The 19,683-nt window shown below is 33.6% G+C and carries 18 protein-coding genes and 1 tRNA gene; 13 read left to right on the forward strand and 6 right to left on the reverse strand.

Annotated elements, in window-relative coordinates:
• Positions 1 to 55: 55 nt before the first annotated feature.
• From serC to SPD48_RS08285, 5 genes are all read left to right on the forward strand, one after another.
• Positions 56 to 1,153, forward strand: a complete 1,098-nt coding sequence (gene serC / locus SPD48_RS08265; protein ID WP_336257619.1) for a 3-phosphoserine/phosphohydroxythreonine transaminase — start codon at positions 56 to 58, stop codon at positions 1,151 to 1,153.
• Positions 1,154 to 1,530: 377 nt separating this feature from the next.
• Positions 1,531 to 2,625, forward strand: coding sequence for a glutamate 5-kinase (proB, locus tag SPD48_RS08270; protein WP_336257620.1), 1,095 nt, complete (start codon positions 1,531 to 1,533; stop codon positions 2,623 to 2,625).
• 24 nt (positions 2,626 to 2,649) lie between these two features.
• Entirely contained in the window at positions 2,650 to 3,897 is a 1,248-nt protein-coding gene (locus SPD48_RS08275; RefSeq protein ID WP_336257621.1) for a glutamate-5-semialdehyde dehydrogenase, read from the forward strand.
• A gap of 135 nt (positions 3,898 to 4,032) precedes the next feature.
• Positions 4,033 to 4,105: transfer RNA gene (locus SPD48_RS08280), tRNA-Val, on the forward strand.
• A gap of 530 nt (positions 4,106 to 4,635) precedes the next feature.
• Positions 4,636 to 6,942, forward strand: coding sequence for a transglycosylase domain-containing protein (locus SPD48_RS08285; RefSeq protein WP_336257622.1), 2,307 nt, complete (start codon positions 4,636 to 4,638; stop codon positions 6,940 to 6,942).
• Between the two features lie 778 nt (positions 6,943 to 7,720).
• Here SPD48_RS08285 and SPD48_RS08290 read toward each other — a convergent pair.
• Positions 7,721 to 7,831, reverse strand: coding sequence for a DUF6440 family protein (locus SPD48_RS08290; RefSeq protein WP_336257722.1), 111 nt, complete (start codon positions 7,829 to 7,831; stop codon positions 7,721 to 7,723).
• Between the two features lie 34 nt (positions 7,832 to 7,865).
• On the reverse strand, positions 7,866 to 8,009 hold the full coding sequence (locus SPD48_RS08295; RefSeq protein WP_336257623.1) for a hypothetical protein: 144 nt from the start codon (positions 8,007 to 8,009) through the stop codon (positions 7,866 to 7,868).
• Between the two features lie 391 nt (positions 8,010 to 8,400).
• On the opposite strand from SPD48_RS08295, the gene SPD48_RS08300 reads away from it, so the two are divergent.
• The 4 genes from SPD48_RS08300 (at position 8,401) to SPD48_RS08315 (ending at position 11,029) form a co-directional block, all read left to right on the forward strand.
• Positions 8,401 to 8,766 (forward strand): hypothetical protein, encoded by a 366-nt coding sequence (locus tag SPD48_RS08300; protein WP_336257624.1) that lies wholly within the window; start codon positions 8,401 to 8,403, stop codon positions 8,764 to 8,766.
• A gap of 116 nt (positions 8,767 to 8,882) precedes the next feature.
• Positions 8,883 to 9,266: a GNAT family N-acetyltransferase gene (locus SPD48_RS08305; protein WP_336257625.1), complete on the forward strand. Its 384-nt coding sequence runs from the start codon at positions 8,883 to 8,885 to the stop codon at positions 9,264 to 9,266.
• A gap of 254 nt (positions 9,267 to 9,520) precedes the next feature.
• Complete coding sequence (locus tag SPD48_RS08310) at positions 9,521 to 9,973, forward strand: GNAT family N-acetyltransferase (RefSeq protein ID WP_336257626.1); 453 nt, start codon at positions 9,521 to 9,523, stop codon at positions 9,971 to 9,973.
• 519 nt (positions 9,974 to 10,492) lie between these two features.
• On the forward strand, positions 10,493 to 11,029 hold the full coding sequence (locus SPD48_RS08315; protein ID WP_336257627.1) for a CueP family metal-binding protein: 537 nt from the start codon (positions 10,493 to 10,495) through the stop codon (positions 11,027 to 11,029).
• Between the two features lie 159 nt (positions 11,030 to 11,188).
• Here SPD48_RS08315 and SPD48_RS08320 read toward each other — a convergent pair whose 3' ends face one another.
• Entirely contained in the window at positions 11,189 to 11,491 is a 303-nt protein-coding gene (locus SPD48_RS08320) for an AbrB/MazE/SpoVT family DNA-binding domain-containing protein (protein WP_336257628.1), read from the reverse strand.
• A gap of 947 nt (positions 11,492 to 12,438) precedes the next feature.
• Here SPD48_RS08320 and SPD48_RS08325 point away from each other — a divergent pair.
• Both SPD48_RS08325 and SPD48_RS08330 read left to right on the forward strand, forming a co-directional pair.
• Positions 12,439 to 12,876 (forward strand): hypothetical protein, encoded by a 438-nt coding sequence (locus SPD48_RS08325; RefSeq protein WP_336257629.1) that lies wholly within the window; start codon positions 12,439 to 12,441, stop codon positions 12,874 to 12,876.
• Between the two features lie 989 nt (positions 12,877 to 13,865).
• Entirely contained in the window at positions 13,866 to 14,246 is a 381-nt protein-coding gene (locus tag SPD48_RS08330) for a DMT family transporter (RefSeq protein ID WP_336257630.1), read from the forward strand.
• A gap of 759 nt (positions 14,247 to 15,005) precedes the next feature.
• On the opposite strand, the gene vanY is transcribed toward SPD48_RS08330, so the two are convergent.
• From vanY to vanR, 3 genes are all read right to left on the reverse strand, one after another.
• Positions 15,006 to 15,914 (reverse strand): VanY-A/VanY-F/VanY-M family D-Ala-D-Ala carboxypeptidase, encoded by a 909-nt coding sequence (gene vanY, locus SPD48_RS08335; protein WP_336257631.1) that lies wholly within the window; start codon positions 15,912 to 15,914, stop codon positions 15,006 to 15,008.
• A gap of 100 nt (positions 15,915 to 16,014) precedes the next feature.
• Positions 16,015 to 17,130: a sensor histidine kinase gene (locus SPD48_RS08340; protein WP_336257632.1), complete on the reverse strand. Its 1,116-nt coding sequence runs from the start codon at positions 17,128 to 17,130 to the stop codon at positions 16,015 to 16,017.
• The gene (gene vanR, locus SPD48_RS08345) at positions 17,123 to 17,824 is read right to left on the reverse strand and encodes a vancomycin resistance response regulator transcription factor, VanR-F/VanR-M family (protein WP_336257633.1); all 702 of its coding nucleotides are present in this window, start codon (positions 17,822 to 17,824) and stop codon (positions 17,123 to 17,125) included. The genes SPD48_RS08340 and vanR overlap by 8 nt, the downstream gene beginning before the upstream one ends.
• Before the next feature lie 666 nt (positions 17,825 to 18,490).
• On the opposite strand from vanR, the gene SPD48_RS08350 reads away from it, so the two are divergent.
• Both SPD48_RS08350 and SPD48_RS08355 read left to right on the forward strand, forming a co-directional pair.
• Positions 18,491 to 18,763, forward strand: coding sequence for an ATP-binding protein (locus tag SPD48_RS08350; protein WP_336257723.1), 273 nt, complete (start codon positions 18,491 to 18,493; stop codon positions 18,761 to 18,763).
• Between the two features lie 298 nt (positions 18,764 to 19,061).
• The gene (locus SPD48_RS08355; RefSeq protein ID WP_336257634.1) at positions 19,062 to 19,658 is read left to right on the forward strand and encodes a class I SAM-dependent methyltransferase; all 597 of its coding nucleotides are present in this window, start codon (positions 19,062 to 19,064) and stop codon (positions 19,656 to 19,658) included.
• The last annotated feature ends 25 nt before the right edge of the window (positions 19,659 to 19,683 follow it).

Raw genomic sequence — 19,683 nt, forward strand, 5'->3', positions numbered from 1 at the left:
AATTGAATAAAACCAAGTATAATTGTAAGTACTAAAAAATAGGAAGTGAAAAAAAGTGACAAACCGCAATCAAAATGTATACAACTTTAATGCTGGGCCATCAGCACTTCCAACGGCTGTATTAGAAAAAGCTCAGCAAGAACTTACAAACTTCCAAGGTACTGGAATGTCAGTAATGGAATTAAGCCATCGAAGCAAAACGTATGAAGACGTACATAATGGAGCTATTTCCCGCTTAAAAAAGCTTTACAATATTTCAGATGAGTATGAGGTTGTCTTTTTACAGGGCGGCGCAAGTTTACAGTTTTCAATGATTCCGATGAATTTTTTAACGGAAGAACAAAAAGCTGGTTATATTATGACTGGTTCTTGGTCTGAAAAAGCCTTCACTGAAACGAAATTTTTCGGGGAAGCGTATCATGTAGCAAGTTCAAAAGAAGATCAATACCGTTCTATTCCCGAAATTTCAGCAAATACCTTTAATGATAATGACGCATATATCCATTTAACTTCAAACAATACAATTTATGGAACACAATGGCAATCATTCCCTGATACAGCTGAAGTTCCATTAATCGTAGACATGTCAAGCGATATTATGTCAAAGCCTATTGATGTTAATAAATTTGCTATGATTTACGCTGGTGCTCAGAAAAACCTTGGTCCATCTGGAGTAACAGTTGCAATTATTCGAAAAGATTTGCTAGAAAAAGCTAATAAAAATATACCATCTATGCTTTCTTATCAAACTTACGTAGACAAAAATTCTCTTTACAACACTCCTCCGACATTTGGTATTTATATGTTAGGCGAAGTGCTCAAATGGATTGAATTGCAAGGCGGTCTTTCTGCAATTGCGAAACTGAATGAAGAGAAAGCGTCATATATTTATGATGCAATTGACAATAGTGATGGTTTTTATACCGGTCATGCAGAAAAAAATAGTCGTTCCCTTATGAACATTACATTCCGTGTTCAAAATGAAGAATTAGAAAAGAAATTCCTAGCTGAAGCTGTAGATAAAGGTTTTGTCGGATTAAATGGACATCGTTCTGTCGGCGGTTGTCGCGCATCAACGTATAATGCAGTTCCACAAGAGGCTTGTTTAGCATTAAGCGAGTTCATGAAAGAATTTCAACAGAAAAATAGCTAAAGGTTTAATAGACACTCTTCTTTAATAAAGTGGGTGTCTTTTTATTTGGCTTCTGCCGCATAATTATTTGACTTTTATTATGATTATTCATACTATTGTAAGTAACAATAGATGAACGATTATAGAGGGATAGTATACAGTCTGCCCGTTGTCAGAGAGTGAAATTTATTAGCTGAAAGATTTCATCATCGGCCCCTGTAGAACCTGCCTCTTAGTCCAGTCTTAAAACCTGGCGTCTTCTTCACGTTACGGAGAGAAGAGAGGAATGTCAGCTGATATTCAATTTTAGGTGGTACCGCGGAACAAAGCCCTTCCGTCCTTATTTGTATGGACGAGAGGGCTTTTTCTATTGATTCAGGGAGTAGGAGAAGAAAGAAATGAGAAAACAAACGATTGTCATTAAAATTGGGAGCAGTTCATTAACAAATGATAAAGGTGAAATTGATGATGAAAAACTGACTGGCTATGTAGCAGCAATTGCAGCATTAAAAAACGCAAACCATACCGTTGTTTTAGTATCATCTGGAGCTGTAGCGGCTGGTTTTAAACAGCTTGGCTACCCCTTTCGGCCAATTACGATTAAAGGCCGTCAAGCCGCTGCTGCAGTCGGACAAAGTTTATTAATCCAATCTTATATTAAAAAATTTCAAGAACATCAGCTAGTGCCTGCGCAAATATTGCTGACTCGTAGTGATTTTTCAAATCGCGAGCGTTACCGCAATGCTTTTTCGACGATTATGGAATTGTTGGACAGAGGAATCATCCCAATCATTAACGAAAACGATACTGTTTCTATTGATGAATTAACTTTCGGGGATAATGATATGTTATCTGCGCTCGTCAGCGGATTCATTCATGCGGATCAGCTTATTATTTTGACAGATATTAATGGACTTTATACCGCTAATCCGATGAAAAACCCCCATGCCAAAAAGTATAATTTCTTAGAAGAAATTACCGATGATATTTTAGAAGCGGCGAGCAGTGAGGGCTCAAAAGTTGGTACAGGTGGAATGAAATCGAAAATTGAAGCAGCAAAAACCGCCCTTTCTCTTGGAGTATCTGTGTTTATTGGAAAAGGTGAAGATAAAGACAGCCTGTTACAAATCCTGCAAGGAACTGGTGATGGAACCTATATTACCAATAAATCAAAAGAAGCAATCAACACGAGCCGACAGTGGATTGCCTTTCATTCAGAATCATTTGGGAAAATTTATGTTGACCAAGGTGCTGAGGAAGCCATTTTATATAAAGGACGAAGTTTATTACCCGCAGGCATTATTGAAGTAGAAGGAACTTTCGATAAAGGCGATGTTGTTGAAGTATACGGTAAAAGAGGATTGCTAGGTAAAGGCGAAGTAAATTATTCGTCGAGTGAAGTAAAAGAGGAAATGAAAAAAAGATTAGAGCAAAAACAAGTGAAACCATCGATTGAAGTCATTCATCGAGATCATTGGGTAGAAGTAAAATAACTTTTTATTAGGAGGAAAATTAAAATGAGTGAAGTAATTACAAGAGGAAAAGCTGCTAAAGCAGCAAGTTATAAGCTTGTTCAGGCAACAACAGAACAAAAAAACGAAGGACTGCTCTTAATTGCTGAACAAATTGTTTCAGACCAAGCGGAAATCATTGCCGCAAATAAAAAAGATCTTCGAAGCGGAGAAGAAAATGGACTTGATAAAAGTGTCATCGACCGAATCATGTTAAATGAAGAACGAATTGCAACAATGGCACATGGCATCAAATTACTAGTTGATCTGAATGATCCAATTGGCGAAGTTTTAGAAAACAGTACATTGGACAATGGATTAAGTGTAGAAAAAATTCGCGTTCCAATCGGTGTTATCGGCATGATCTATGAAGCTCGACCTAATGTAACAATTGATGCAGCAACGTTATCATTAAAAACAAGTAATGCTGTGATTTTGCGAGGCAGTTCATCAGCCATTCACTCGAATAAAGCACTCGTACAATCCATTCACCGTGCATTAGAAAAAAGCGCATTACCAATTGACGCTGTCCAACTAATTGAAGATACATCAAGAGAAACTGCAAAGGAACTGTTCCAGTTAAATGACTATTTGGATGTACTCATCCCTCGTGGAGGGAAAAATCTGATTGATACGGTCATCAGAGAATCAACTGTACCAGTTATTGAAACAGGTGCTGGAAACTGTCACGCATTTATCGACGAATCCGCACAACAGGAAATGGCCGAACAAATTGTTTTAAACGCAAAGACTCAACGCCCTTCTGTCTGTAATGCAATCGAATCAATTCTGATCCATGAAAAATGGTTTGATCAATACGGAGTTTCGTTACTTCAAAAATTACAGGAAGCTAATGTTCAAATTATTGCAGATAAAAAAGTTCATGAACAGTTCCCTGCTACAATGCTTGCTGAAGCAACAGATTGGGCAACAGAATATTTAGAGCTAACAGTTAGTGTAAAACTTGTCAGCAGCTGTGAAGAAGCAATTGAACATATTAATAAATACGGAACCCATCATTCAGATACGATTATTACTGAGGATGTACAAAATAAAAATCTTTTCTTACAAACAGTGGATTCCGCCGCTGTATATCATAATGCATCCACTCGTTTTACAGATGGATTTGAATTTGGATATGGCGCAGAAATCGGAATTAGTACACAGAAATTACATGCAAGAGGACCAATGGGATTACAGGCCCTCACATCAAGTAAATTTGTAATTGAAGGTTCAGGACAAGTGCGAGAATAATAGTTTGATAGAGAAGAAGCAGGATCGTCCAGTCAATACCGAAACTCCTGCTTCTCCCCTTCTTTCAGACAGTAGATAAATAAATTGACAAGCCTGGACAGTTAAGGTATAGTAATAATTGTTGAAATTACATACGATTCCGTAGCTCAGCTGGGAGAGCGCTACCTTGACAGGGTAGAGGTCGTTGGTTCGAGCCCAATCGGAATCATAGCTTACAAACATTGAAATAGAGCGATTCCTTACAAAACTAGGAATTGCTCTATTTTCTTTTTTTATTAAAATGCCGACATTTGTGCTGTTTTCAAGTGTTTTTTAACCACCTTTACTATGGTTAAAGATGTTCTTTAACATATATATTTTCATAAAAAATAACCACTTTACGGAGCTATAAAATCTCCACCTTTATTATATACTCAATTTTTATTTCAATATGCTCAATAAAAACTCGTCTATCAATTGACTCCCCAAAAAATCAGTTAACAGGACTTTTCATAGATTGTGTCGAATCAAGATACAAGAACTTATTTGAATGTAGCTCCAAAAACTATGTATGGAAAGATCACATTTCAAGCCTTTGAATTCCAAGACATTAAAGTATTTCATGAAAAACTTACTCAAATTAAAGATTATTGCTACACGATGATGAACATCATTCATTTATTTAAAAGTGAGTAATATACTATAACTATGTTATTTACACACCTTTTAAATAGTTTTTTGGAAGTAGGTGAAATATTTATGTCTAGAGAAAAGATATCTAGAATAAGTAGAAAACAAATGAAAAAAAGTCATAAACCAAAAAGAAGCTTACTTACAAAATTCCTATTGGCCTTAAGTATCATCGTCTTATTTCTTGTGATCATTTCTGCTTTTTTTGTTATTAGTGTGATTAAAGATGCGCCAACATTTAGTGCTAGTGATTTAGAAAGCCCCCTGTCAACAAGAGTTTATGATCAGGATGACGAACTGGTCAGCACCTTATTTCGAGAGGAAAATCGTATAAAAGTTTCGATTGATGATATTCCGGAACAACTGCAAGATGCCTTTATATCTATCGAAGATAAACGGTTTCATAATCATCATGGAATAGATGTTTTCAGAATTGCTGGCGCGGCAACAGCCAATTTGAAGCACGGTTGGGGGGTGGAGGGTGGTTCGACTCTTTCACAGCAGCTGATTAAACGAACGATTCTCACTCCAGATAAAACGCTGAAACGAAAAATCCAAGAGGCATGGCTAGCCTTAAGGTTGGAGCAAAATTATTCCAAAGATGAAATTTTAGAAATGTATTTAAATAACGTTTATTTTGGCCACGGGGCTTATGGAATTCAAATGGCTTCTGTGCACTATTTCAATGAAGAAGATTTGTCGGAATTGAACTTGGCGCAAATAGCTTTACTTGCCGGTCTGCCTAATGCTCCGAGTGCGGGGAATCCTTTTAACAATCCTGTTCAAGCAAAAAAGCGCATGAATCAAGTGTTGGATGCCATGGTTAAAAATGAAGTCATTTCTGAAGCAGAAGCAAAAGAAGCAAGCGGGACGGAACTCGAAGATATTTTACAGGAACCCGAGAAAAAAGATAAGGATCCGTTTAATGCTTACTTAGATGCTGTTTATCATGAATTAGTAAAAAAAGAAGAGGTAGTTTCCGAGCAAGACTTTTATCAAGGAGGTTTGGAAATTTATACGCATCTTGATAAAGATGCACAGCAAATGATTGATGATTTGCTGCATTCGGATGATATTCCTTATCCAGATGAACATTTTGAAACAGGAATTTCTTTAGTAGATACGCAAACAGGTGTCATGAAAGCTATCGGGGGTGGGCGAAATTTCACTTCCATTCAGGATATAAATTACGGTGCCTTTGTTAAAAGTCAACCGGGATCTACGATTAAGCCCATTTTAGATTATGGACCGGCGATTGAGCATCTGAAATGGTCAACAGCTCAACCCATCACAGATGAGCCGTATCAATACAGCGATGGCACACCGATCAATAATTGGGATAACAAATATTGGGGAAGTATGACGATCCGACGTGCTTTGGAGTGGTCGCGTAATATTCCGGCATTAAAGGCTTTTCAAGAGGTAGGCAGTGAGCAAGCCCAAATATTTGCCGAGGGTCTGGGGATAGAGATTGATCCGATTTATGAAGCCGCTGCGCTCGGTGGTTTTGACGGTGCCTCACCACTGGATTTAGCTTCTGCTTATGCCGCATTTGGTAATGGTGGCATGTACAATGAACCTTCTACTGTGAGAAAAATTGTTTTCCCTAATGGAAAGGAATGGGAGCCGGAACAAAAGCCACATCAAGCGATGCAAGATTACACCGCATACATGATTACAGATATGTTAAAAACAGTCATTACGAGTGGAACTGGGGCTGATGCAAACATTCCCGGCATTCCCATTGCGGGAAAAACGGGATCAACAAATATCCCGAAAGAAATCCGGGAACAATACGGTATAAACAGCGGTTTACTAGACTCATGGTTTGTCGGCTATACAACGGAATATTCCTTAGCCGTTTGGTCGGGTTATCCTTCTTTAAAAGCAAAAAACAGTGATGAAATCCAGTATATTCAATCGGATGGCACGCAACATATCCCGAAAATTTTATTTAAAGAAATAATGACCGAATTAAGTGATGAAAATACTCTTGATTTTGAACAACCCGATTCCGTTGTCTCTAACGGAACTGAATTATATGTGCGGGGAATGGAACAACAAAAAAGACCTGAACCACAACCCGAGCAGCCAAGGGAGATTGAAGAAGAAGATCAGGAAGAACCTGAAGAAGATCTAGAAAAAAATGAAGAGGATGAAATAGTGGAAGAAGAACCGGATGATAAAGAAGGCGATGGAAAAGATCAAGACAACGAAGAGGAAAATAAAGAGGAGAACGATCAAAACAAAGACGAGGAAAAGAAAAAAGAGCCGAATGACGACGAAAAGGATCAAGAAGCAGAGAAAGAGAAGCAAGATAAAGAACAAAAAGGAACGGAAGAGAAAAAAGAAAACGATCCAGCAGATTCTTCTTGAGTGCTCCCATAGCGGAGCATATTACCGTTGTACACACAAACGGAACAATTACAGACATTTTCGTTTTTTGTTCTTCCAATATTTTTGCTTCACTATTTTAATATCTTCTTCATTAATGTTGCCGATTATATATTTGGCTAGAATTTCTACATCTTCGACAAAATTAAACAAACCATCTTTATAATTGGAATGATTCAAATTCGTGATTTAAGTAACTATTATCAATATTTATGTTTTTTACGCTCCCCTCCTCGTCCCAATCATATAACAAAGGAAATATTAACCACGAAAATTAAAATTATATTTCATAAGAACTAAAAAAATAATACTTTTTAATTTGGTTGTAATCGGCTGTTAATTCTCATTTGTTATCCTTTAAGTAACACCTAAGAAGGAGCAATCGAAATGAAAAGAATAATTTGTATAATCCTCAAAAAACATAAATATAGCTACTTTAGCAGCTCATGCGTAAGATGCGGGAAGAAAAAAGATATTCCTTCAACATGAAAAAGATAAAGCACCTCAAATGAGATGCTTTAATGCTTACTTTAATAAATTATTTCTTATCTGACTTTTTATTTTCGCCTACAAGTCCTATCGCAATAGCTATTGCAATCCATGTGACCATATTCACAAAACACACTACCTAGTTATTTTACTATCATAATACCACTATGCTAAAAGAATAATCCTCCTTTTTATTTCAAGGTCTTTATTCATATTTAGACTAAAAAACCCCCACATTTGTGATTGTTGGAAAATAAAGTACTGTCATCTATTATTTATTATCTTCTTCATCAATCAAAAGCTTTCCTTGTGGATCGACCATAACAGTCAACCCACCTGCAAGTCTAACTATGTGAGACATATAAAGAATCCCAGTCTGAATTCAAGGAATAAATACTGAAAGCATAAAAACATTATCAAGCCTTACGATAAGCGCGTCTTTCTGCATATTCGGCACATTGTAAACAAACAATTACTTGTTTACCTTGATCATCTAAATTGTTTCTTCTTGATTTTTTAGTTGTTTTCTTTTTGCAAAAATTACATTTTTTCTTAAACATAATTTCCCCTCCAAGGTTATTTCACGACAGACAGGGAAATGTTTCCATATAATATTAACGTTCGTGTGAGCGTTATTTAGTTAACTGTAATTTTAATGCCCTTCTCTTCAATATAGGTTTATTTTTAAAATATGCTTTAGCTTCCTTGTCAAATTATTTATTTATAGTATATTTTAAAATAACTATTAAGGTTGAGAGAATGAACTTTACGTATGACACAAAGAAAGATGGAGTGACATTAAGGCCGTTTAAATCACAATCGGGAAGAAATCTTTTTGGATCATATGCGTTAAGTTTTAATAGGATTAAATATAATTTTTAAAAGGAAGCCATAAAAAGATTATCAAAAAGCTAATTTCAAATACCGAAAAGAATCGAGGAGATTAGATAAATGAGTAAATCTGTAATTCGAACTTATAAAGATTCAAGTGATTTAAAACGCATGCAGAAACTTACACAAGCTATATGGTCACTGGAATCTAATTACCATATTGGCGATTTGGCTTGGCAACGTTATCGACACGCTGGGCGTGAGGATGAATGGATGACTACAATTTGGGAAGTGGAAAATAAACCAGTAGCCTGGGGATGGATAAAACTACCTGGTAGTTTAATGTTTCAAGTAGACCCTAATTATTCTGAATTATCTAATGATATCGTTGATTGGTTTGATAAAATAATTGAAACCAATGAACAAAAGGTCACCGTTCTTGAAACCGAGTCTCATCTTATTTCAGCCTTAGAGGATTCTTTATAGAAGAAACTCCTGAAGTCCTTTCAAAAATTTCATTGGATAGTTGTCCTTTTCCTGTTAATTTGCCAGATGGATTTAAAGCACGCCATCTCAAGGGAGATGAAGATGTAACAAATAGAGTGGCAGTACAGAGGGCTGCATTCCCACATTCAAGAGTCACGGAAGAAAGCTACTGGAATGTTATGAATGCCTATCCTTACGATTCTTCTCTTGATTGGATAATAGAGTCCTCATCTGGTGAGTTAGTAGCATTCTGTTTAATTTGGTTTGATGAAGTTAACAAAGTCGGATTACTTGAACCTGTAGGAACGGCACCGGGATATAGGGGGATGAGGTTAGGCAGTTCCGTTTGTAAGCTTGCTCTCAATGCTTTGTATGATAAGGGGGCAAACACAGCCATTGTTGTTTGTACCTCCCCTAAAACACATGCGTTTTACAAGTCTATTGGGTTTGAATCATATGCTCAAACAAAATCATTTCATCGTCTTAAAACACAAAAATAATTGACCTCTTATTACCTCTTCCCTTTTTAATATTGTGTCGTTAACTTAATAACAGACCAAATGCTTGTAATTTGGTCTGTTATTTGTCAACTAAGTCTGTTAATCATTCATCACAAGGCAGTCAAATATCCCAACTATTATCTATGCAGTAATAACTTTCCTTAATCAGTGTTGAATACTAAACTCTATTATTCAAAATCAATCCTTTTCTTTATAATCAGATATGAGAGTGTTAATAAAGGAGGTAAATTTAAATGGAGTTTAGAATGGCAAGAAAAAGTGATGTAAAGGAGATTGTGCGCTTATTAGCGGATGATGAACTAGGTTCCAAACGGGAGAAATATGAAGACCCTTTACCAGAAGCTTATTATAATGCTTTCACAGCAATTGAAAATCAAGATGGTAATCAAATTTTGTTAGCTATTGATGGTGAAAATGTAATAGGGTGTATGCAATTAACATTTATACCCGGGTTAGCTAGGCTTGGAATGAAACGGGCACAAATTGAAGGGGTGCGTGTTGATAAAAATTACAGAGGGAAAAAGATTGGTGAAGCTTTATTTCGAGAAGCAATTACATTATCAAAATCCGAGGGCTGCGGTCTAGTACAATTGACTACTGATAAAGATCGTATAGATGCTCACCGCTTTTATGATAAATTGGGCTTTATCTCTAGTCATGAAGGCATGAAGTTAATCCTTAATTAATGTTATTCATCTATAAAACAAGCGGGTGTGAATGAACGGTAAAAAAGTTGCTAGTTGGATTATTTAGAATAATTTTAATAAATGATGTTTTTACCAGATAATTTACTTTTATTTGTATTAGGAACTACTTTAACTCCTCGATATTAGTATTAATCTTCATGAATCAATGTAAACAGCAAAACTCCATTTTAAATATAGTTAGATAATATTAAAGCTATCTTTATAATTATCAAGGCTATAGAAGGATTCATTACCTATAGCCTCACACTCTTAACTGATACAGGGCATATGTTAATTCCATATCATTAGAAGATATTAAATATCATCAATTCCTTTTATCAAATGTTAGCCGATACATCTTAAGAATACGCCTAACATAATTAGTCCCGAATAGGAATTTCATGCAGTAATCTACTTTTAAAAATGAATATATTATGTCTTTTTAGGAAAAACATATTTTAATGCAAGAGAAATAGTATAATGTTATATGATAATAAACAAAAGATGGAGTTGAGTTTAATGGGGAAGAAATTCATTTTAATCGTCATATTGTTGTTAGTTTTATTAGCTGCTTGTAACGACAAAAGTGCCAATGAAAAATTAGGTGCTAAAAATAATGAAGCGAAAAATATTAAGGAATTAGTACATGATTACAGTGTTGGAGAAATAACAGATCAATCAGCTTCAATCACATCAACCCAACTTATTATTTCTGACAGCGATGATAAGAAGGTAACCTTTGATTTGCCTGAAGAGGAATTTTTTGTTTCTATCGCACCTTTCATTAATGAAACTCACCCCTGCGAAAATCATAGTTTAACCGGATGTCAAGGAGAATTGGTTAATCAGGATTTTGATCTTTATATTGAAGACATGGATGGTAATGTTATACTTGATGAAACGATGAATTCAGAATCAAATGGATTTATTGACTTATGGCTTCCACGAGATAAGACATATAATGTAAAGATTTCTCACGACGGAAAACAGGTAGAATCAGAAATTTCTACATTTAAAAAAGATGGAACGTGTATTACCACTATGCAATTAACGTAAAGCCAAAGAAGTTCCAATTAAACACAAAAAAGGTATAATTCCTCTCAAAAAAGAGAAAATTTATACCTTTTTTAATGTACTTTTATGGAGCATTATCCGAAAAAATCTAAGCCATCTTGAGATTTAACACTACAATTATGATTTAATTGGAAAATTCATTTATTCAAATGGTTTTAAAATTATATATTTGTTTGTCTTATCAATAAATACCTTAAATCGTTCTATTTCTTGTAAAATAAAATAATTACGCACTTCAGTAGGGATGTAAATCTGACCTCCCTCTCCGATTGTACTTGTAATTTCAGTAGTATATTGATTAAATACATTTATTAAAATAGAATTATTTTGGATGCGTATTTTTACGAATCTTCCTTGTGTCAAATTTAATTCTTCTCTCCATGGTAAAGGAATTCTAAATGACATACGATTGGAAATTCTAACCGTTTTTCTAATTGGTATCATCAACCTTCCCCTTCTTAATTAATATATTTTTTGTTTGACGATAAAATTTTAAAATCTAAAAAATTAAATAGAAAGACAAATATAGATGCTTTTAAAATTTTAAATAGCAAATTCTTTTTATTTGTTTATTTATTTCTTTGTGTACATTGTCTAGGGATTCGTATTACTAACTAAGGCTTTAATTCTATCTAAAGAAATTGAACCAACAACTTTATCATTTTGATTAATAATGTCTTCTATCATGTTTATTAAATAATTATTTATGTCCGTATGAACTGGTTGTTACTTCTAGCAGGTGTTCAGCAATTGCAACTTCTTAGTCATTACTAGGAGTTATTAACAATTCTTCAATAAGCTTCTTTAAAGTAAGTCCTTCTCATACTTCTAATTAAATCGCTACTCCTTCCGTATTACTTGCCTTTTTACTACCCATTTCTTCTATACTATCGCGTAGATAGCTATTACATTTTGTTTAAACTTGCTAGGTACATTTTAGTAAACGGGGCTATTGCATTAAGTACTTTTCCTGTTTTCGAATCTGTAACAATTGAGATGTATTGGTATGTCCAAATGTGTGGTTAGAAAATATCGGATTGATGACGATTATAAATTATAAAATAGAATTTCTCATGTTTTCATCTATTTCAAAAGAGTTATTTACCTTAATATGTGCAGTCTATTAGTATCATAAATTCCATACTTACATTAACTATTATTTTTGCAGAAATTATGCAGTTTATCCAAATGTAATAAATAGGTAATATTGTTGTAATAATATTCACGCTTACAAAGGAGCAGATTAAACATATCCTTCGTTTGTTCATACATATAGTTAAATAATGGACAGGCAGAAAGGAAGATAAATTTTGGAGACTTTAATATATTTGATATTCCTCAGCATCATAATTCTATCAATTTTCATCATTAGCAAAACAGTATACTACAGAATGAAAATTACCCATATGGCTGGGATGATGATTGCTATGACTTTAGGTATGGGTGTTGGTATTACTGTAGGGGTTATATTAGGCATATTGATTTCAGATAACTTTTTTATTGCAACTATGTTTGGGATGTTGGCAGGAATGTTTGTAGGATTTTTAACGGGATTATCCATTAGTCTTATCGCAACATTGGATGGGTTACTCTCAGGGCTTATGGGCGGAATGATGGGAGCTATGCTTGGAGAAATGATCACACCAGAATATCATGATGCAATCGTTAAAACTATGTTCTTTATATTCCTTGGTACAGTATCCATTCTGATTAAAATTATTAATCAAGAAATAAATAATGAGATGAATTTTTATAGTAGTCTTTTGATCACAGTAATTATTTTTGGATTGTTCTTTGTTGTATTTGAACAATTAGGTCCTATTCTCTAATTAATGACATGTTTTACTCAGTAATTATAAACATGTGGAGTAAATACCATCACTTTCGATAAATCTTTCATATTATAATTCAATACAGTATGAATTCGCTTAGATTAGTTATCCTTAATAAGAAAATGCATACAAAACTACTTTATTATAAGAAATTTCGTAAAGGACGAGTTAAATATATTCTTTAAAAAACACTCTTAATCCTATTATTTACTCATTCTATTCTACGTCGATAGATTATTAAAAAACTGCTCCAACTATTAATAAAATGGAAAACAGCGAAGCAACCTTGATCCCCTATTTACAACATTTATTTTAGTTGAATTGTTCATTATTCAAACTTTATGCATTTTCTATCTAGTTTCTCATTTTTTGTTTATATAAAAAAATGCTGGGAAAATATATATGGAAATAACAGTTTAATAAGGAGAATTTTAATATAGCACATGAACAACATCGAGAACTGTTTCAAATTTCACGTAAATGTATGACAGCATGTAACCAATGTTTATTATAGAAGGATGCAAATAATGTCTGAATATATTTGATTGAATAGAGAATGTGCAGATATCTGTGTTTTTTAGAACAAGCCATTACAAGGAATACTCCATTTATTGCTGAATTAGCAGCAGTGTGTGCAACTATTTGCGAAAGCCTGTGGAAAAGAATGTGAAAAACATCAATATGATCATTGTCAACGTTGTGTACAGGCTAGCAGAAAAATTGTCTAAGTTGTGTTAAATCTAGGAACAGAATGCCCAATAAAAATAACTAATATAGGCATTTTCTAAATCCTTTTGTTCTTAGAATATTTAACTTGTAGACAACAACGTATTGATTCGCCGGTACCCTTGTACCATTCGCAGAATCATAGCTTCGCCTGTTATGCTAGATCATGTTCCGACCAGCCTCAAACATTTTTCTATAAAGTGGCGGAGAACAGTATAACGAACAGGAGTAGTTTTAAAAAAATAATGGGGATGAAAAAAATGAGTTGGATATATTTAATTATTGCTATACTTGCTGAAGTAGTTGGTACAACTTTCATGAAATTGTCACAAGGATTTTCTAAGCTTTTACCCTCAATCATGATTTTTGTTTTCTATGGCTTAAGCCTCACTTTGTTGACCTTATCGCTAAAAAAGATTGATGTAAGTGTGGCTTATGCAATATGGTCAGGATTAGGTACAGCTTTTATTGCAACCATTGGTATTTTATTATTTAAGGAATCGGTCTCAATTGTAAAAGTTCTATCCATTTTTATGATTATCGCTGGTGTGATTGGATTAAATTTGGCAGAGGGAACGCACGGAGGAGAAGATAATATACTACAGTCTATTCAGATTAACACAGAGAATGATATATCTTAAATTTTTCTTTGTGGAAAGGCCTTACTGAATTAACAAGTAAAAGAGTTCCTACACATATCGACAATTACTATTTAGTAGCCATTTCCGCAATATGGCGGATTGTAGGACAAAGGAATAGTTCCGGAGGCAGAAAATATTTATAGTAATAAGATTAATAAGGATGATGATCACTCCTCTTAATTTTTGGTTTGACTTACATAAAAATAACAGGATTACACTGGACAGTTGTCTGTTTATTATTGTGGTAGTGGAGCAAGGGTGTTTTTCCCAAGTGAGCAAAAGTATAAATATCATGATAAGAATATACAATTCAACTTAATTTACTCACGGTTCTTTAACTCTGTTTGAATATAGTCTTTTTATTTGTGGGAATCACCTAGTATATTTACTACAATTGCGTGATGTAGAACTCTATCTTAGATTGCGTTAGTTATCTTTGGATTCTCTCTCCAATAATTAGAAGAATAGCTTGACTTGATACCTTTATCTGAATTAGAAGGTAACCAATTTCAAAATGATAAATAATTTATAATTTCACATAATCTAGTTTCTAGCCTGTTTTCTAATTCAATCTTAAGGTAATAGCATGAAAACCCCAAATGGGAAGAATATTACTATATTACCAACCTAATTGATTATATTGTAGATAAACAGGCTCTGAATACTATCGGTTCAAACTTGAACCGAATACTTTTGAATAAAGCATACACGTAAAAGGCAAATAGTGCCTGTACTATAATACCATTAATTGCGTTAGTTTCATTCCACATCGTCTCCTTCATGAGTGTCGGCTGGCTGATCAAGAAATACTGTCACAATCACACCGTTCATATTATTGCCTGATATCTCGTAACGAAGATTGGTCGGCACCTGAATGGTAGTATTTTTAGAAACAGTATAATAAAATATTTCATAATTTTCTTCATTTACACTAGCGGAAATGTTTTTTTCGTCTCTTAGGTAATCTACATATTCTTCTAAAGCAAAATTCTTTTCTCTCATAATTGCACTGTGAGGCAAACCAACATAACGGATATGCCATGGTTCATATTGAATTCCAGTAACATCTGTTTTATCCTTTGGATAGCGTAAAATAAAGCCGTATTTCCAAGCATTTTCTTTTAGCCACTTTCCTTCAGGTGCTCGATCCATAGTCATTAAGCTAGATCCCACATCGAGTGATAAACCTGAATTATGTTCGCTATAACCTGCTGGCAATGCATAATCAGCTCCCATTTCTTCGTAAAGCACACTTTGCTCATCAAAGTCTCTAAAGCCACTACTAATTAAAAAATGACTAATCCCTTCCTTTTTAGCATTCTCGATCATCTCTGAAAATTTTTGTGCTATACTTTTTGACAGATAAATTTCCGTATCAAGCAAACCGTATCCATCTATCAAATCATTATGTTTATATAAATTTACAATATCTGATCTCACACTTTCTTTACGAATAGGATATTTACTGTTAATTAAGAGCAGATTTCCTTGGTAAATCTGTTCTTTTGCAACCTCTTTTTTTTGGAAACGTCCAGAAGTCTCTAAATTTTTTTTGTGATTTTGATCATATTTTTGAATCACTACATTATCAAAAAACAATGCTTTATTATTAAATGCAAAAAAACTAAAGCAAAATAATAATATCAATAATAATCCCCACTTCTTCATTCATATTCCTCCTTATTCTTCTATACTTAAAAGAATAGGGAAAACTGTTTAAAAAAAGAGTGGGGAAAACTTTAAATTTTTCTTAAATTATGCACTTGAGTTAATCTATCTTCGTTATTAGTTCAGTTTCCATTGGTAAACGAACTTCAAAAATTGTCTGTATTAAGCTACTTTCGGCAGTAATCGATCCTTTATGTTGCTCGACAATATTCTTCGCAATAAACAAGCCAAGACCAGTGCTATCCTCTTGATGCGTTCTTGCTTTGTCTTCGGTATAGAACATATCAAAGAGGTGCGGGAGTTCATCCGAAGGAATGATATCTCCATAATTCACAACTTGAACTACTACTTCATCTGCATCAATAAAACCGTTAATATCGACAAACTGACCTTCATATCCATAACGAATTGCATTAGTCATAAGGTTTTCAAACACACGTGCTATCAAATCCCCATCACCAAAAATAGGTAAATGGGACGTACTATTCATCCGTGCTATCAAATGGTTCTTTTCGAATACAGGATACAATTCTTCCTTTAATTGATTAAGTAGGTCAGTTAAATTTATTCTTTTTTTGTCAACTGGCATCATGCCGTAGTTCATTCTAGTTATCTCAAATAATTCATCAATTAGTCTTTCTAAACGTTGAGATTTAGTAAAAGCAATTGTTAAAAAATGTTTGACTTGTTCTTTAGTTAAGCTCTCATCCTTAAGTATCAAATCCAAATATCCTAAAACAGATGTAAGAGGAGTCCGCAAATCATGAGCTAAATTTACGACCAATTGATCCTTACTACTTTCTGAAAAATCACCCCGTTGAATCGCTTCTTCCAATTTTTCGCTTGCCAAATTAATGCCTTGCGCAATAGTACTAAACTCGTCATTTGATTGAATTTGTACCTTACGTTTAAAATCACCAAGAGCGAGGTGGTGAATTCCATTTGAAATCTCATTAAAATAGGTAGAATAACGTTTCGTCAGGAGAAAGAAAAACAAGATTGAAAGTGGAATAAATATTAGTAAAAAAAAATTAATGTCTCCAACTTTGTACATAAATGAACGAAAATTGGTCAATGGATCGTCATAATCAACCCAAGTATGATAATAATATTGAAGTATTTTAAAGATTATATAAGTAATAGTACCAGATAGAAACATGCTTAACCCAAATAACAACACCATTTTTGAACGAAAACTGTGCATCATTTTAACCATTGAATGTATACCCTACTCCCCACACTGTCTTAATCCATTTATTTTTCCGTTTATCTTCCTCAAGCTTTTTTCGAAGCGTACGTATATGAACCATAACGGTATTACCACCTTCAAAGTATGCTTCACCCCACACCTGTTGAAAAATATTTTCCACACTAAAAACTTTCTTTGGATGACTCGCTAGTAAATACAAAATATCAAACTCTTTCGGTGTTAGTTCGATGCTTTCTCCATATAGAGTAACTTTATGTTGATCAGGAGAAATTACTAATCCACCATATTCCAGACGGTTTTTATTATCTGTACCTACTTTAGGTTTATTTAGCTTTATAAAACGTCGGAGCTGAGCATTGACACGAGCAACCAATTCTATTGGGGTGAACGGCTTAGTCATATAATCATCTGCTCCAATTATAAGTCCCTGTACTTTATCGAAATCAGATGTTTTAGCGCTCAAAAATACGATAGGCATATTATACTGTTCGCGAATGCGTAAGGTTACTTCATATCCATCCATTTTCGGCATCATAATATCCAAAATCATTAAATCAATTGATTGAGTCTCTACAACACGGACAGCCTCTTGTCCATTCGATACTTTAATAACATGGTACCCTTCTTTTTCTAAATGGATAACAATCAGATCGGCAATTTCTACATCATCATCAGCAATTAATATCGAAATATCTCTCATCTTATCACTCCTAAGTAGAGTTAACATACAGCTATATATCAAGCCCTATTCATTTTCTTTTATTTCTTTTATTTTTTAACATAAGATCTCATTTGGTAAAAAACATAAGAAACACAACTCTTCTAAATAAACTACACCACTTGCTTAAGACAACCATATCTATAAAGATATCAGAAATAGGAATTTATATTTTATCACTATTGGTACAATCTAATAAATCAGTTTTTCTTATATACAAAACAATGTTTTTTGATTTTATTATGAACTAAGTTGAATTTTACGGTATCTGCATAGTTTCACCACAATCAAGTATATCACACGAGCTATGGACTCCATTAGCTTATAAATAAGGATATGCAGATATCATTAATCGTCAAGAAACATCAAAAAATAATATTCATGAAGAGACTGAACGACTAACCGTATTAATTAAGAATTTATTAATGTATTGGATTTAGCCCAAATAGATCAAAACAATTTTCTAATCAGACGGAAGTATATTGCATTATGCGATATTATCAATATTGTAGGTGAGCGAATACAACAAGTACTATATGAAAAAAGATTATGCTTAAAATTAATTGTCCAAACGGCTCCAACAAGTACTCGTAAATATTTTAGATAATGTAAAAAATCATTCGGAAGAAGGAACGAACATTTTACTTGATGCGGTTCAAACCTCAAAATATTATTATTACAATTATCGATGAGGGTGAAGGAATACCTGACCAAGACTTGCCATACATATTTGACCGATTATATCGTATTGAAAAATCACGCTCAAGACAAAGTGGTGGAGTGGTTTGGGTTTGGCAATTACAAAAGAAATTGTTGAGTCACATGGTGGACAGTCGATTCTCATATACGGAAATAGGAGAAAAAATTCGACAAACTAGCTTTCCAATTGATGATCACTTTAAAACAGTATGGGGGGGCTAGGTATAATAGATGAAGTATATTATCATTTGGAACAGAATTTTATAACAACAAAAATGTGCTATTAATTTTATATTAATATGGCATTTTTAACTTCTAATAAATTTCAATTTATAAATATATTAAAAGACATTTTATTCGCTTCTGTATATTCTTCTTGATAGTTTCTAATTTTTTAAAACAACTGTTCTATAAAAGCACTTTCCAAATGGAAGGGCTAAGAAAGAATTGTACCTTAAGGTTCCGATTTTTGCTATAATGACCACTATGTAGCTATTTCTTTAAAATAGGAGAGCGGAATATGGAAAAAAACGTCTTTGAACAGATGGCAAAAAAATATGATACAGAAGCAAGAATTGAGTTGGCCAATATTATAGTTGAGAAAGTAAGAAAGGAATTAAAAAATAGTAAATCAAAATCGTTACTAGACTACGGGGGCGGTACTGGGCTAATTAGTCTAGAATTGTGCGACTTAGTAGATACTATTTTGCTGGTAGACTCATCCAAACAAATGGTTGAGGTTGCGAAAGCTAAAATTTCTGATAAAGGAATTACGAACACGAATGCACTTTGGGCGGATTTTACTGAAAATACTCCTGAGCTTAAGGCAGACATAATTTTAATGTCCCTAGTCCTTCTTCATATTCCAGACACTGAAAAAATTTTGCAAGAATTGTTCACCCTTTTAAATCCTGGAGGCAAGCTAATCATTATTGATTTTGATAAAAACGATAATATTAATCATCCGAAAGTTCATAACGGTTTTTCACAGGAAGAACTGAATAAAATTTTATCCCAAATTGGATTTAAATCAGTTAAAATTAAGACATTTTATCATGGTAATCGCATTTTTATGAATCAAGATGCCTCTCTATTTATATCCAAAAGTATAAAATGATTTCTTGAATTGTTTAATAACAAAC

It is taken from the genome of Pseudogracilibacillus sp. SE30717A (assembly GCF_037071985.1).
GTDB lineage: Bacteria > Bacillota > Bacilli > Bacillales > Amphibacillaceae > Pseudogracilibacillus.